Genomic DNA, 15,569 nt, shown 5'->3' on the forward strand with positions numbered 1-15,569 from the left:
TGCTCACCATGTTCGATTCGTTCAAAGCGATCAGCCGCCGTATTGTCGGTGCGTTATTGACTGTGGTGGGGGCCATCTTTGGCCAATGGCATCCGCCGTTCTGGCTGCGCGCCACCGGCCGTGGACTGGCGAACCTGGGCAGCAAGGCGCGCGCTTATCCGCGTCAAACCGGTGCCGGCTTAGTGGGCCTGGTGTTGCTGGCCGCCGCTGGTTTCTACGGCTGGCACTGGTATTCCAACCTGCCACAGCCGCATACCGTGAGCTACTCGCTGCATAAACCCAACCTCACCGACTACACCCAGCAAACCCCGGTTGTGGATAACTTGCAGGTGCGTTTCGGTGAATCCGTGGCTCCGTTGTCGGCCATCGGCAAACCGGTCACCGAAGGCATCACCCTCAAACCTGCGGTGGCGGGCACCTGGCGCTGGGCGGATGACCGCAGCCTGTTGTTCGTGCCGGAAAAAGACTGGCCCATCGACGCCCATTACACCTTGGATATGGCGAAGAAAAACCTGTTGGCGGATGGCGTGTTGCTGGACCAATACAGCACGCAGTTTTCCACCCAACCGTTCCGCGCCACCCTGGCGCAAAACGAGCTGTATCAGGACCCGTCCAACCCGACACTGAAACAGTTGGTGGCGACCTTCCATTTTTCCCACCCGGTGGATGAAGACAACCTACGCAAGCGCGTCACGGTAACCCTCGGCAAAGGCCTGGCTTATCGCGACGCCCAGTTGCCCAACCGCCCGGAAATCACCTTCGACGAGAAAAAACTCAACGCCTACGTGCGCTCCGCCGCCCTGGCCACGCCACTGGAAAGCACGCCAGTCAGCGCCAAGCTCGACGAAGGCATCAAGGCCCGCGATGGTGGCAACGCCAGCACCGCGCCGCTGGTGTCGGAAGTCACCGTGCCCGGGCGCTATCGCCTGACCTTTACCGGCGCCGAAGTGAGTTTTGTCGACAACGAACGTGGTGAGCCGGAACCCGTGCTGATGTTCAGCAGCTCCAGCGCCGTGGCTGACGAAACCATCGCCGGCAAGGTCCAGGCCTGGCTGTTACCGGAAAAAGCCCAGGACGACACGCGCCCCTACAGCAGCAACGAGATCGACGACGCCCTGCTCGCCCGCAGCACCAAGCTCAACCTGACCCACGTGCCCAGCGTCGAGCCGCTGAACACCCTGCATGCCTTCAAATTCAAGGCCCCGGCCGGTCGGGCCGTGTATGTGCGCGTACCTGCCAACCTAGAAGCCATCGGCGGCTACCTGGCGAAGAATCCTACGCCGTCGCTGATCAGCATGCCGGCTTACCCACGCACCCTGCAGTTCCTGTCTGACGGCGCTTTGCTCAGCCTCAACGGCGAAAAACGCCTGGGCTTCATGGCCCGCGGTGTGCCTGGCGCCCATGTGGAAATCGCTCGCCTGCTGCCCAACCAATTGCAACACCTGGTGGACCAAAGCAGCGGCAGCTTTGCCCGGCCGAACTTCGGCAACGAATACTTCGATCGCATGGTCGAGCGTCAATCGCTGGATATCCCGCTGTCATCCAATGACCCGGCGAAAACCGTCTACGACAACGTGGATCTCAGCCACTACCTCACCGCTAACGGCGGGCGGCGCGGCATTTTCGTGCTCAAGCTGAGCCCGCAGGATGATCCGGCCCAGCGCACCTTCGAGTACGACCGCAGCAGCACCAGCGACCTGCGTTTTATCGTGGTGACGGACCTGGGCATCATCGCCAAGCGCTCCAGCGATGGCAGCCATGACGTGTATGTGCAGTCCATCGGCAATGGTTCGCCGGTGTCCGATGCACAAGTCGACATCATTGGGCGTAACGGTCTGCCGGTGAGCAGTGGCCGCACCGACGCCGAAGGTCACGCGCACTTCGCCAAGCTGGATGAGTTGCGCCGTGAGAAAACGCCGCTGATGTATGTCGTCACTCGCGGCAATGACCAGTCATTTTTGCCGATCGCCCGTCAGTCCCAGCAACTGGATCTGTCGCGCTTCGATGTAGGCGGTTTGGAAGAAGACGGTGCGATTGATCGCCTCAGCGCCTACCTGTTTACCGACCGCGGCCTGTACCGTCCGGGCGAAACCGCGCACTTGGGCATGATCGTGCGCAGCGGCAACTGGAAAGGCGCCCTGCTGGGCCTGCCGGTGGAACTGCAAATCACCGACCCCCGTGGCCTGGAAGTGATTCGCCAACCGTTGAAGCTGTCCGCCAGCGGTTTTGAAAGTTTTGATTTCCCCAGCAGCGAAGTCGCCCCCGCCGGGGAATACACCGCGACCTTGCAGTTGATCGGCCAGAAGCAGACCCGCACCGACCTGGGCAGCGTGAGCTTCAAGGTCCGTGACTTCGAACCGGACCGCATGAAGGTCAGCCTGAGCCTGCACGACACGCCGGTGCAGGGCTGGATCCCACCGGATCAGGTGGTCGCCAAGGTCACCGCGATGCATCTGTTTGGCGCCCCGGCGTCCGGCCGTCGTGTGACCGCCAAAATGTCCCTGAGCCCAACACTCGCTGCGTTTGATCGTTACCCGGATTACCGTTTCCGTCTCAACGACTCCCTGGAAGACGCCACCACTGAAGACCTGGCCGAAACCACCGTCGACGATAACGGCCAGGCCGTGCTCGACCTCAACCTGCAACGCTTCGCCAACAGCACCTATCGCCTGCAGGTGATGAGCCAGGTGTTCGAAGCCGAAGGCGGGCGCAATGTGGCGGCGCAAAGTGCCTTGCTGGTGTCGTCCGCACCCTACCTTGTGGGTGTGAAAAGTCAGGACTCGCTGTCGTACGTCGCCAAGGATGCGCCGCGCCAAGTGCAATGGCTGGCCGTCGCGCCGGACCTTTCGCCCCAGGCGGTGGACGGCCTGACTACAGAGGTGGTCGAGCACCGTTATGTGTCGGTGCTGGTGAAACAATCCAACGGCACCTACAAGTACGAGTCGCGCATCAAGAACATCAGCCAGCCGGCCTCACCGCTGCTGATGACCAAGGAGGGCGCCAAGCAGGCCTTGAACACCGGCACACCGGGCGATTTCACCGTGCAACTCAAGGACGCCAACGGCAATCTGCTCAACCAGATCGACTACAGCGTGGCCGGGCGTGGCAACACTTCGCGCTCCCTGGAACGCAATGCCGAGTTGCAACTGCGCCTGGATAAACGCAGCTACGCCACCGGTGATGAAATCGCCATCAGCATCCGCGCGCCGTATACCGGCGCCGGCTTGATCACCATCGAGCGGGACAAGGTCTACACCCAGCAATGGTTCAAGGCCGACAGCACCAACAGCGTGCAACATATCCGCGTGCCTGATGGGCTTGAAGGCAATGCCTACGTCAACGTGCAGTTTGTGCGCGATATGGGTTCGGCCGAGGTGTACATGAGCCCTCTGTCCTATGGCGTGGTGCCCTTCAGCATCAACCTGGATGCGCGGCGCATGGCGCTGGCGGTTGAAGGCCCGGCGAAGATCGAGCCGGGGCAGATGCTCGACATCAAGGTCAACGCCGACCGCCCAGGCCGCGCGGTGGTGTACGCGGTGGACGAAGGCATCCTGCAAGTGGCGCGCTACCAGACGCCGGACCCGCTGGGCTTTTTCTTCCAGAAACGTGCGCTGGAAGTCGGCACCAGTCAGATCCTTGACCTGATCCTGCCGGAATTCAGCCGTCTGCTCAGTGGGGCAGCGCCCGGTGGCGATACGGAAGGCGCCCTGGCCAATCACCTCAACCCGTTCAAGCGTAAACACCAGCCGCCCGTGGCTTGGTGGTCTGGACTGGTCGACCTGCCAGCTGGCGAAACCGTGCTGCATTACCAGGTGCCGGACAGCTTCAACGGCAAGCTTCACCTGTTTGCAGTGGCGGTGGACAGCGACAGCGTGGGCGTCAGCGAAGCCAATACCGAAGTCCGCGGTCCGATCGTGATCACGCCAAACGTGCCGGCGTTTGTGGCGCCGGGGGATGTGTTCAACGTCAGCGCCGGGGTGTTCAGCAACCTCGACGCGGCGGCAGAGGTGAAGTTTGAACTGCAGACCAGCGATGGCCTGAAGGTACAGGGCGACAAGGGCAGCACCTTGTCCCTGCAACCGCGCAAGGAAGGCACCGCCGAGTTCAAGATCAAGGTCGGTGAAACCCTGGGGTCGGCGGACCTGCGTTTTGTCGCAGTGCTGCCGGACGGCAAACGTATCCAGGTGGCCGAAACCACTTCGATCCGCCCACTGAGCGAACATCGCGTCGCCCTGAGCCTGGGTCGCTTTGAGAGCGCCAGCAAAGAGCTCAAGCCGACCCGCGAGCTGTTCAGCCAACTGCGCGACGTACAGTTGGGTGTGGCGGCCTCGCCACTGGTATGGGCCAACGGCCTCAAGCATTACCTGGACGACTACGGCTACGCCTGCACCGAGCAACTGGTGTCCAAGGCCATGCCGGCGTTGATCTGGGGCGGCAACGCACCTGAAGCCGAACAGGCCTTCGGCAGTGCGGTGCGCATGCTGCGCCAGCGCCAGAACCAGGCCGGCGGCTTTGGTTTGTGGGCAGCAAACCCGGACGTGGCACCGTATGCCAGCCTGTACGCCACCGACTTCTTGATCGAAGCCAAGGAGCGCGGCTTGCCGGTGCCGGAAGACCTGTTGGTGCGCTCGAATGCGTACCTGACGGATCTGGCCAATGGCCCTAGCGAAGGCCTGTCGGAATTGCGCAACCGGGCCTACGCCAGTTACCTGCTGAGCCGTCAGGGGATTCTAGTGAGCGGTGCGTTGAGCGATATCCGCGAACGCTACGAGAGCTACTTCAAGGACACCTGGCAGAATGACCTGGGCGCCGCTTACCTGGCGGCCAGCTACAAGCTGCTCAAGCAGGATCGCCAGGCTGACACACTGTTCCGCAAAATCCCCTGGCGTTCGCTTGTGGATAAGTGGGACAGCGACGGTTTGTACTACGACCCGCTGGTGCACGACGCCGAACACCTGCACCTGCTGGCCCGACATTTCCCAGAGCTGATGGACGATGTGCCTACAGCGCTGCTGGATAAACTCGGTAAGCGCCTCAACGAGCAGCGTTACAACTCGCTGTCGGCCGCCCTGCTGTTGCGCGCCTTGGACAACTACGGCCAGCGTGCGCAAAGCGACATGACGCTCAAGGCCACCGCCTGGCTGGGGGACAAGCAGCAGCAATTGCTGGAGATGGCCGGCCAACCACCACTCGCCGCCGTGCCGGGCGCTACGCAGAAGCTGGTGATGGAAAAATCCGACGGCCCGGCGGCGTTCTTCATGCTCAGCGAAGCCGGTTTCGACAAGGGCGCCAAGCTCAAGCCGATCACCAATGGCCTGGAGATCATCCACGAATACCTCGACCTCAAGGGCGAGCCGGTGAGCAAGGTCGCGGTAGGCGATGAGTTCCTGGTGCGCCTGCGTCTGCGCGCGACCGACCGTGACCAGGTGCAGCAAGTGGCCGTGGTCGACCTGCTGCCGGGTGGCGTCGAGCCTGTGTATAACTTGCCACCGGAGCCAGAAGCCGCGAGCAGCGAGGAAGGCGAAGAGTCCGAGTACGTGGAAGAGGACAGCCAGGAAGAAGAAAGCTGGCAAGCCCCCATCGGCGAAACCGAGCTGAGCAACTGGCAGCCGGAGTACGTCGATGTGCGCGATGATCGAGTGGTGCTGTACGGTACCGCGCTGCGCGATGTAGGCACTTTCGTCTACCGCGTGCGCGCTACCAACGCGGGCACCTTCAATACGCCACCGGCCTACGCCGAGGGCATGTACGAAACCACCCTGCAAGGGCGCGGCAAAGTAGGCCAGCTTGAAATTACCAAGCCTTAAGCGCCTGACACTGCCGCTGTTCGCAGCGGCGGTGGTCCTGGTGGGGCTGCGGGTGTGGCCCCATGCTCCGCTGGAAAAGACCGTGACCTCATCGCGGGTGGTGTTGGCCGATGACGGCGCGCTGCTGCGCATGACCTTGGCGGATGACGGGCAATACCGTTTTTGGCTACCGTTGGAGCGGATTTCTCATTCATTGGTCGAAGCCTTGCTGCTCAAGGAAGACCGCAATTTCTACTGGCACCCGGGGATCAATCCCCCGGCGTTGCTTCGCGCGGCCATGGCCACCTACAGCGGTGGCCAGCGCCAGGGCGGCTCGACCTTGAGCATGCAATTGGCACGGCGCCTGTGGGACTTGAACACCCGCCAGGTGCCGGGCAAGTTGCAACAGATGGCCTTGGCACTGTGGCTGGAGGCGCGCTACAGCAAGCACGACATCCTTGAGGCCTATCTGAACCTGGCGCCCATGGGGGGCAATATCGAAGGTGCCGAAGCGGCCAGCCGTATCTACTTCGGCAAGTCGGCGGCGCAGCTGTCATTGTCCGAAGCCCTGGCGCTGGCGGTGATCCCGCAACAGCCAGGGCGGCGGGCGCGCTTCGGGCCGTCGCTGCAAAACGCCCGGCTGCGCTTGATGAACGACTGGCGCGAGACTTATCCACAGGACCCGCGTAACGACAGTTTGCTGGAGTTGCCCCTCGAAGCACGCGACCGTCAGCACATTCCGTTCCTTGCGCCGCATTTGAGTGAACAACTGCTGGCATCCCAGCCCGGCACTGAGCTGAACAGCACCCTCAACCTGCCGCTGCAACAATTGCTTGAACGCCTGATTACCGGCTTCATCGCCGAACGGCGCACCACGGGTGTGGAAAACGCCACGGCGATCTTGATCGACAGCCGCGACCAGAGCGTCAAGGCATTGGTCGGGTCGGCGGATTACTTATCCACAAGCCTTCACGGCCAGGTCAATGGCGTGCTGTCGCGGCGCTCGCCCGGGTCGACACTCAAGCCGTTCCTGTATGGGCTGGCGCTGGACCAAGGGGTGATCCACCCCATGAGCATCCTCAAGGACCTGCCGAGTAACTTCGGCTACTTCCAACCGGAAAATTTCGACGGCAGTTTTGTCGGGCCACTGACAGCGGGGGATGCGCTGATCCGTAGTCGCAACATCCCGGCGGTGTGGCTCGCCAGCCAGGTCAAGTCACCCTCTTTGTATGGACTGTTGCAACGCGCCGGGATCAAAGACCTGCGAGACGAAAGCCATTACGGCCTGGCCCTGGCCCTCGGTGGGGGTGAAATGACCCCGGAAGAGCTGGCGCGGCTGTATGTGATGCTGGCTGGTGATGGGCATCTGCGGCCGTTGCGCTATTTGCAGGAACAGCCCCAGACCACCGGCGCCCAACTGCTGACGCCCCAGGCAGCGTTCATGGTGCGCGACATGCTGCGTCGTAACCCACGCCCGGATGGCCTGCCTGGACGTCACTGGCGCACCGCCTGGAAAACCGGCACCTCCTGGGGTTTTCACGATGCGTGGAGTGCAGGACTGGTCGGCCCCTACGTGCTGGTGGTGTGGGTGGGCAACTTCGATGGTCGTCCAAACCCAGCCTTCATCGGGGCCAAGACCGCCGCGCCGTTGTTCTTCCGCATCGCCGACGCCCTGCCTTTGGCCTTGCCCAACGTGGTGATCAAAGCCGACAAACCGCCCGCCGGATTAGTACGCATTGCTGTCTGCGCCGCGTCCGGCGAGTTGCCCAACCGCTGGTGCCCGCAAACCCGCAAGACCTGGTACATCCCCGGCGTATCGCCGATTCGCGTGTCGAACCTGCACCGCCCGGTGCTGATCGATACCCGCACCGGCAAGGCCGCCTGCCCGCCGTTTGACGCGCAATACACCCGCGAAGAAGTCTTCGAATTCTGGCCCAGCGACGTGCAACGCCTGTACCGCGCCGCCGGCCTGCCGCGACGTACCCCGCCAACCGTGATGAAAAACTGCCAGCCCAACCGCCTCAGCGACCAGAGCGAAGCCCCGCAGATCCGCTCGCCACTGACCCAGGTGAGCTATCAACTGCGCCTGTCCCAGCCCCAGGAAAGCATCCCGCTGAATGCCAACGCCGCCAGCGATGCAACGACGCTGTACTGGTTTGCCGATCAAACCCTGATCGGCCAGGGGCCACCGCAAACCACGTTGAATTGGCGGCCGGGCAAGTCGGGGGAGTATCGGTTGCGGGTCAGTGATGATCAGGGGCGCAGTGCGAGCCGGGGGTTGCGGGTGGAGTTTGTGCCTTAGGAGTGGTTGTCGCACTCAGCAAGCTCAACGTAGATTGACTCCCCGCCTCCCGTCGCCCCCGACAACCAACCCCATACAAAGCTCAGCGTGGTAAACCCGACAGCATCCAAACCGACCGTGCCACGCGACCAACCGGACAGCAGCTCACCGTCCAAGGTCAGGCACTGAAACAGCAATTCGATAGTGTCTGGGCCTGTCACTCGTCCCACTTGCGTGCCCAGGCGAATGCGCCCGCCTTGGTAAGTGCTGGAGATGGCATCACCCTCGACAAGGTAATGAAACACCGTGCCCGAGCCGGAAAGCCCCTGGGCATTGTTGGCGACGGTGAAGCGACGGTTGTTCAAGCGTTGGTGAAGCTGGGAGGGGGTTTGCATTGAGGGCGCGTCCTTTCGCGGGAGCCTGGAGACCCGGGCGGGCCTCCAGGGTGTGGCGGATTACTCCACGGTCACCGACTTCGCCAGGTTACGCGGCTGGTCGACGTCAGTACCCTTGAGCACGGCGACGTAGTACGAGAGCAACTGCAGCGGGATGGTGTAGAGGATCGGCGACAGGGTGTCGTTGATGTGCGGCATGTTGATGACGTGGGTGCCTTCACCGTTGGTCATGCCGGCTTTTTCGTCGGCGAACACCACCAGTTGGCCGCCACGGGCGCGGACTTCCTGCAGGTTGGACTTGAGCTTCTCCAGCAGTTCGTTGTTCGGCGCCACGGTAACCACCGGCATGTCGTCATCCACCAGGGCCAATGGGCCATGCTTGAGTTCACCGGCCGGGTAGGCTTCGGCGTGGATGTATGAGATTTCCTTGAGCTTGAGCGAACCCTCCATCGCCACCGGGTATTGCGCGCCACGGCCGAGGAACAGGGTGTGGTTCTTGTCGGCGAACAGCTCGGCGACTTTTTCCACGGTGCTGTCCATGGCCAGGGCTTCGCCCAGACGGGTCGGCAGGCGGCGCAATTCTTCGACCAGCGTGGCTTCAACGCCTTCGGCCAGGGTGCCGCGCACTTGACCCAGGGACAGGGTCAGCAGCAACAGACCCACCAGCTGGGTGGTGAAGGCTTTGGTGGACGCCACGCCAATTTCACGACCGGCCTGGGTCAGCAGGGTCAGGTCGGACTCACGCACCAGGGAGCTGATGCTGACGTTGCAGATCGCCAGGCTGGCCAGGAAGCCCAGCTCCTTGGCATTGCGCAGGGCGGCCAGGGTGTCGGCGGTTTCGCCGGACTGGGAGATGGTCACGAACAGGGTGTCGGGCTGCACCACCACCTTGCGGTAGCGGAATTCGCTGGCGACTTCGACCTGGCACGGGATGCCGGCCAGTTCTTCCAGCCAGTAACGCGCAACCATGCCAGCGTGGTAGCTGGTGCCACAGGCAACGATCTGCACGTTGCGTACTCGGGCGAACAGCTCGGCGGCTTGTGGGCCGAAGGCATTGACCAGCACTTGGTTCTGGCTCAGGCGACCTTCCAGGGTGCGTTGCACCACCGCTGGCTGCTCGTGGATTTCCTTGAGCATGAAGTGGCGGTATTCACCTTTGTCGGCCGCTTCGGCGCCGTCGCGGTATTGCACGGCTTCGCGCTCGACGGATTGACCGTTAACGTCCCAGATCGCCACGCTTTCACGACGGATGTCAGCAATATCGCCTTCTTCCAGGTACATGAAGCGGTCGGTGACCTGGCGCAGGGCCAGTTGGTCTGAGGCGAGGAAGTTTTCGCCCAGGCCCAGGCCGATCACCAGCGGGCTGCCACTGCGAGCAGCGACTACGCGGTCCGGTTGGCTGGCACTGACCACGGCTAGGCCGTAGGCGCCGTGAAGCTCTTTGACAGTGGCCTTGAGGGCAACGGTCAGGTCGCCCAGGTCCTTGAGTTTATGGTTGAGCAGGTGGGCGATGACTTCAGTGTCGGTGTCCGAAGTGAACACGTAGCCCAGACCCTTGAGTTGTTCACGCAGCACTTCGTGGTTTTCGATAATGCCGTTGTGCACCACGGCCAGGTCGCCCGAAAAGTGCGGGTGGGCGTTGCGTTCGCAGGGCGCACCGTGAGTCGCCCAACGGGTGTGGGCAATACCCAGGCGGCCAACCAGCGGCTCGCCGGCCAGGGCCTGCTCCAACTCGCTGACCTTGCCCGGACGGCGCATGCGCTCCAGCTTGCCGGCGTTGGTGAAGACCGCCACACCAGCGCTGTCATAGCCGCGGTATTCCAGGCGCTTGAGGCCTTCGAGCAGGATCGGGGTGATGTTGCGTTCAGCGACTGCGCCTACGATGCCACACATGATGTTTCTCCTAGATGATTGCCGCGCATATCAGCGTAATGCCGCGGGCTTGGATCTGGTCGCGGGCCTCAAGCGGCAGGCGATCATCGGTGATAAGGGTATGGACGCTGCTCCAGGGCAGTTCCAGGTTGGGAATCTTGCGGCCGATCTTGTCGGATTCGACCATCACCACCACTTCACGGGCGACCTCGGCCATGACGCGGCTCAGGCCCAGCAATTCGTTGAAGGTGGTGGTGCCGCGTTCCAAGTCGATGCCGTCGGCACCGATGAACAGTTGATCGAAGTCGTAAGAACGCAGCACCTGCTCGGCAACCTGGCCCTGGAACGAGTCCGAATGCGGATCCCAGGTGCCGCCGGTCATCAACAGCACCGGCTCGTGTTCCAGTTCGCTCAAGGCGCGGGCCACGTGCAGGGAGTTGGTCATCACCACCAGGCCTGGCTGGTGGCCCAGTTCGGGGATCATGGCGGCGGTGGTGCTGCCACTGTCGATGATGATGCGAGCGTGTTCACGCAGGCGCATCACGGCGGCACGGGCGATGGCGCGCTTGTACACCGAGATGGGCTGGGCAGCGTCGCCCACCAACTCCTGGGGCATGGTGATGGCGCCCCCGTAGCGACGCAGCAGCAGGCCGTTGCTTTCGAGTGCGGCCAGGTCCTTACGGATCGTAACTTCCGACGTCTCGAAACGCTTGGCCAATTCGTCCACGCTGACTTCGCCCTGTTCATTGAGCAAGGTCAGGATGTTGTGGCGCCGTTGGGGAGTATTTCGTTTCGACATGGTGACGATAAGTTTCGTTTCGAAAGATAACGAAGGCAATCAAAACCTATTGCCGAAAGATCGTCAAGCGGGACACACAAAAAAACCTGTAGGAGCCGGCTTGCCGGCGATAGCGTCGGTGTGTTCAGCGGTGAACATTCGGGCGTTATCGCCGGCAATCCGGCTCCTACAGGTTGTGCGGGTTGTGGATAAGTCAGGTCTTTTTGATTTTGACCGGACGCTTCCAGCCGTCGATGTTGCGTTGGCGGGCGCGGGCTACCGCCAGTTGAGACTTATCCACATCCTGGTTGATGGTTGAGCCCGCTGCGGTGTTCGAGCCATCTCCGATAGAAACGGGGGCGATCAGCGAGTTGTTGGAGCCGATAAATACGTCTTCACCAATGGTAGTCTGGTACTTGTTTGCGCCGTCGTAATTACAGGTAATGGCACCAGCGCCAATGTTGCTGCGAGCCCCAATCACCGCATCACCGAGGTAGGCCAAGTGGCCGGCCTTCGCATCGTCACCCATTTTGGCGTTTTTCAGCTCGACGAAATTGCCCACGTGCGCCCTGGCGCCCATGACGGTTCCGGGGCGCAGTCGCGCAAACGGACCCGCATCGCTGCCCTCCCCCATCACCGCACCGTCCAAGTGACTGTTGGCCTTGACCACCACGCCTTTGCGCAGGGTACTGTCCTTGATCACGCAGTTAGGGCCAATCACCACGTCGTCCTCGATGATCACGCGGCCTTCGAGGATCACGTTGATGTCGATCAGCACATCGCGGCCGACGGTCACTTCACCGCGTACATCGAAGCGTGCCGGGTCACGCAAGGTCACGCCTTGGGCCATCAGGCGACGGCCTTCGCGCAATTGGTAGTGACGTTCCAGTTCGGCGAGTTGCTTGCGGTCGTTGGCGCCCTGCACTTCCATCGGGTCGTGGGGCTGCTCGGTGGCGACCAGCAGGCCATCGCTTACTGCCATCTCGATGACGTCGGTGAGGTAGTACTCGCCCTGGGCGTTGTTATTGGACAGGCGGCTCATCCAGTCGCCGAGCTTATCGGCGGGGACCGCCAGGATCCCGGTGTTGCCCTCGGTAATGGCGCGCTGGGCTTCGCTGGCATCTTTGTGCTCGACAATAGCGGCAACCTTGCCATCGGCGTTACGCACGATGCGCCCGTAACCGGTGGGATCATCCAGTTCAACCGTCAGCAGGCCCATCTGGCCAGGCACGACGTGCTTGAGCAGGCGTTGCAGGGTTTGGACTTCGATCAGCGGTACGTCGCCGTAGAGGATCAGCACAGTGTCGGCGGTGATGAACGGCACGGCTTGGGCGGTGGCATGGCCGGTGCCCAGTTGTTTGTCTTGCAATACGAAATTCAGATCGTCCGCGGCGAGGCGCTCACGTACCACATCGGCGCCATGGCCGATCACTACATGAATGCGTTGCGGATCGAGTTGCCGGGCGCTGTGGATAACATGGCCCAGCATGGAATTGCCGGCAACCGGGTGCAGCACCTTGGGCAGGGCCGAACGCATGCGGGTGCCCTGGCCTGCGGCGAGAATGACGATTTCAAGAGACATGAGTGGCTACCAATCCTGGGCGGTCCGGCTTCAGACCAAAGAAGTGTTCTGCTGAAAAAGAAAAAGGGTAGCCGAGGCTACCCTTTTTAATCAATCGCGCATGAAGCATGACGGCGTGGCCGGTTACTTCTTGCGGATCTGCTGGAGCGTGCGCAGCTGAGCTGCAGCCTCGGCCAGACGTACAGCAGCAGCGCTGTAGTCGAAGTCCGCACCCTTTTCGTTCAGGGCCTTCTCAGCAGCCTTGACGGCTTCCTGAGCGGAGGCTTCATCCAGGTCGCCAGCACGTTGCACGGTGTCGGCAAGAACCTTGACCATGTTCGGCTGAACCTCGAGGAAACCACCAGAGATGTAAAACACCTCTTTTTCCCCGCCTTGCTTGGTCAGAGTGATCGGACCTGGCTTCAAGCTGGTGATCAACGGCGCGTGACCCATGGCAATACCAAGGTCACCGAGTTCGCCGTGTGCAATCACCATCTCTACCAGACCGGAGAAGATTTCCCCTTCCGCGCTGACGATATCGCAATGGACTGTCATAGCCATCTGATTGCCTCAACCTGATGAGCGCCCGTTTCCGGGCGCCTGGATTACAGTTTCTTGGCTTTCTCGATCGCTTCTTCGATGCCGCCGACCATGTAGAACGCTTGTTCTGGCAGGTGGTCGTAGTCACCGTTGAGGATGCCTTTGAAGCCAGCAATGGTGTCTTTCAGGGAAACGTATTTACCCGATGCACCGGTGAAGACTTCAGCCACGAAGAACGGCTGCGACAAGAAACGCTGGATCTTACGAGCACGGTTTACCAACTGCTTGTCGGCTTCCGACAGCTCGTCCATACCCAGGATCGCAATGATGTCCTTCAGTTCTTTGTAACGCTGCAGCACGTACTGAACGCCGCGAGCGGTGTCGTAGTGCTCCTGGCCGATCACGTTCGGGTCCAGCTGGCGCGATGTCGAGTCGAGTGGATCGACCGCTGGGTAGATACCCAGGGAAGCGATGTCACGGGACAGAACGACGGTGGCGTCCAAGTGGGCGAAGGTGGTCGCTGGCGACGGGTCGGTCAAGTCATCCGCAGGTACGTATACCGCTTGGATCGAAGTGATCGAACCTTCCTTGGTCGAAGTGATACGTTCTTGCAGAACGCCCATCTCTTCAGCCAGGGTCGGCTGGTAACCTACTGCGGAAGGCATACGGCCCAGCAGTGCGGATACTTCAGTACCGGCCAGGGTGTAACGATAGATGTTGTCGACGAACAGCAGAACGTCGTTACCTTCGTCACGGAACTTCTCGGCCATGGTCAGGCCGGTCAGTGCTACGCGCAGACGGTTACCCGGCGGCTCGTTCATCTGACCGTAAACCAGTGCCACTTTGTCCAGAACGTTGGAGTCCTTCATCTCGTGGTAGAAGTCGTTACCCTCACGGGTACGCTCACCCACACCGGCGAACACGGAATAACCGCTGTGCTCGATGGCGATGTTACGGATCAGTTCCATCATGTTTACGGTCTTGCCTACACCGGCACCACCGAACAGACCGACTTTACCGCCTTTGGCGAACGGGCAAACCAGGTCGATAACCTTGATGCCGGTTTCCAGCAGGTCGTTGCCGCCAGCTTGTTCCGCGAACGAAGGTGCTGGACGGTGAATGCCCCAACGCTCTTCGGTGTCGATCGGACCAGCTTCGTCAATCGGGTTGCCCAGTACGTCCATGATCCGGCCCAGGGTCGCTTTACCGACCGGTACGGAGATGGCTGCGCCAGAGTCGACAACGTCCAGACCGCGCTTCAAGCCTTCGGTGGAACCCATCGCAATGGTACGAACTACGCCGTCGCCCAGCTGCTGCTGAACTTCCAGGGTAGTGTCCGCGCCTTGTACTTTCAGCGCGTTGTAGATGCTCGGTACGCTGTCGCGTGGAAATTCCACGTCGATAACGGCGCCGATGATTTGAACGATACGTCCGCTACTCATAGCTGGATCCTCTGAATATTTGAACCGTTAAACCGCGGCAGCGCCGCCGACGATTTCCGAGATCTCTTGGGTGATCGCAGCCTGACGCGCCTTGTTGTAGATCAGCTGCAAATCGCTGATCAGATCACCGGCGTTATCGGTAGCGTTTTTCATCGCGATCATCCGCGCCGCTTGTTCAGCTGCGTTGTTCTCGACCACCGCCTGGTACACCTGCGACTCCACGTAGCGCACCATCAAGCCGTCAAGCAGCTCTTTGGCGTCTGGTTCGTAGAGGTAGTCCCAGTGGTGCTTGAGTTCCTGATCCGGAGTCGCCACCAGTGGAATCAATTGCTCCACGGTTGGCTGCTGGGTCATGGTGTTGATGAACTTGTTGGATACCACGGAGAGGCGGTCAATCCGGCCTTCCAGGTATGCATCCAGCATCACCTTCACACTGCCGATCAAATCGTTGATCGACGGCTCTTCACCCAGGTGGCTGATAGCTGCTACGACGTTGCCGCCGAAGTTGCGGAAAAAGGCCGCACCCTTGCTACCAACTACACACAGATCAATCTCGACGCCGTTTTCGCGGTTTACCGCCATGTCCTTGACCAGGGCCTTGAACAGGTTGGTATTCAAACCACCGCACAAACCACGGTCACTGCTCACAACCACATAACCCACACGCTTAACTTCGCGCTCGATCATGAATGGGTGGCGGTATTCCGGGTTGGCGTTGGCCAGATGCCCAATTACCTGGCGGATACGCTCCGCATAAGGACGGCTAGCAGCCATGCGCATTTGTGCCTTGCGCATTTTGCTGACCGCCACTTTTTCCATGGCGCTGGTAATCTTTTGCGTGCTTTTGATGCTCGCAATCTTACTGCGAATCTCTTTTGCGCCTGCCATGTAACACCTATCAGGTTAGCAAGCGG

General features: G+C 61.2%; 9 protein-coding genes. 2 read left to right on the forward strand and 7 right to left on the reverse strand.

Annotated features, from left to right (window positions below; all coding sequences use genetic code 11):
- Positions 1–8: 8 nt before the first annotated feature.
- Together ACP7C6_RS18615 and pbpC are read left to right on the forward strand one after the other, a co-directional pair.
- Positions 9–5,807, forward strand: a complete 5,799-nt coding sequence (locus ACP7C6_RS18615) for an MG2 domain-containing protein (RefSeq protein WP_426109086.1) — start codon at positions 9–11, stop codon at positions 5,805–5,807.
- Positions 5,788–8,088, forward strand: coding sequence for a penicillin-binding protein 1C (pbpC, locus tag ACP7C6_RS18620; protein ID WP_426109087.1), 2,301 nt, complete (start codon positions 5,788–5,790; stop codon positions 8,086–8,088). The genes ACP7C6_RS18615 and pbpC overlap by 20 nt, the downstream gene beginning before the upstream one ends.
- Here the strand turns inward: pbpC and ACP7C6_RS18625 are convergent.
- The 7 genes from ACP7C6_RS18625 to atpG form a co-directional block, all read right to left on the reverse strand.
- The gene (locus ACP7C6_RS18625; RefSeq protein ID WP_426109088.1) at positions 8,085–8,462 is read right to left on the reverse strand and encodes a hypothetical protein; all 378 of its coding nucleotides are present in this window, start codon (positions 8,460–8,462) and stop codon (positions 8,085–8,087) included. The two genes, pbpC and ACP7C6_RS18625, sit on opposite strands and share 4 nt — an antisense overlap.
- A 60-nt stretch (positions 8,463–8,522) precedes the next feature.
- The gene (gene glmS, locus ACP7C6_RS18630) at positions 8,523–10,355 is read right to left on the reverse strand and encodes a glutamine--fructose-6-phosphate transaminase (isomerizing) (protein ID WP_028618575.1); all 1,833 of its coding nucleotides are present in this window, start codon (positions 10,353–10,355) and stop codon (positions 8,523–8,525) included.
- 10 nt (positions 10,356–10,365) lie between these two features.
- A complete protein-coding gene (locus ACP7C6_RS18635) occupies positions 10,366–11,133 on the reverse strand; it encodes a DeoR/GlpR family DNA-binding transcription regulator (RefSeq protein ID WP_028618576.1) in 768 nt (255 codons plus the stop codon).
- A gap of 193 nt (positions 11,134–11,326) precedes the next feature.
- A complete protein-coding gene (gene glmU / locus ACP7C6_RS18640) occupies positions 11,327–12,694 on the reverse strand; it encodes a bifunctional UDP-N-acetylglucosamine diphosphorylase/glucosamine-1-phosphate N-acetyltransferase GlmU (protein ID WP_028618577.1) in 1,368 nt (455 codons plus the stop codon).
- A 123-nt stretch (positions 12,695–12,817) separates the two neighbouring features.
- Positions 12,818–13,234 (reverse strand): F0F1 ATP synthase subunit epsilon, encoded by a 417-nt coding sequence (locus ACP7C6_RS18645; RefSeq protein ID WP_003177061.1) that lies wholly within the window; start codon positions 13,232–13,234, stop codon positions 12,818–12,820.
- 44 nt (positions 13,235–13,278) lie between these two features.
- Complete coding sequence (gene atpD / locus ACP7C6_RS18650) at positions 13,279–14,655, reverse strand: F0F1 ATP synthase subunit beta (RefSeq protein ID WP_010207684.1); 1,377 nt, start codon at positions 14,653–14,655, stop codon at positions 13,279–13,281.
- A 27-nt stretch (positions 14,656–14,682) separates the two neighbouring features.
- Positions 14,683–15,543: a F0F1 ATP synthase subunit gamma gene (atpG, locus tag ACP7C6_RS18655; protein WP_028618578.1), complete on the reverse strand. Its 861-nt coding sequence runs from the start codon at positions 15,541–15,543 to the stop codon at positions 14,683–14,685.
- Positions 15,544–15,569: the final 26 nt, after the last annotated feature.

The sequence above is a fragment of the Pseudomonas sp. TWR1-1-4 genome (assembly GCF_049897165.1).
Taxonomy (GTDB): Bacteria; Pseudomonadota; Gammaproteobacteria; order Pseudomonadales; family Pseudomonadaceae; genus Aquipseudomonas; species Aquipseudomonas canadensis.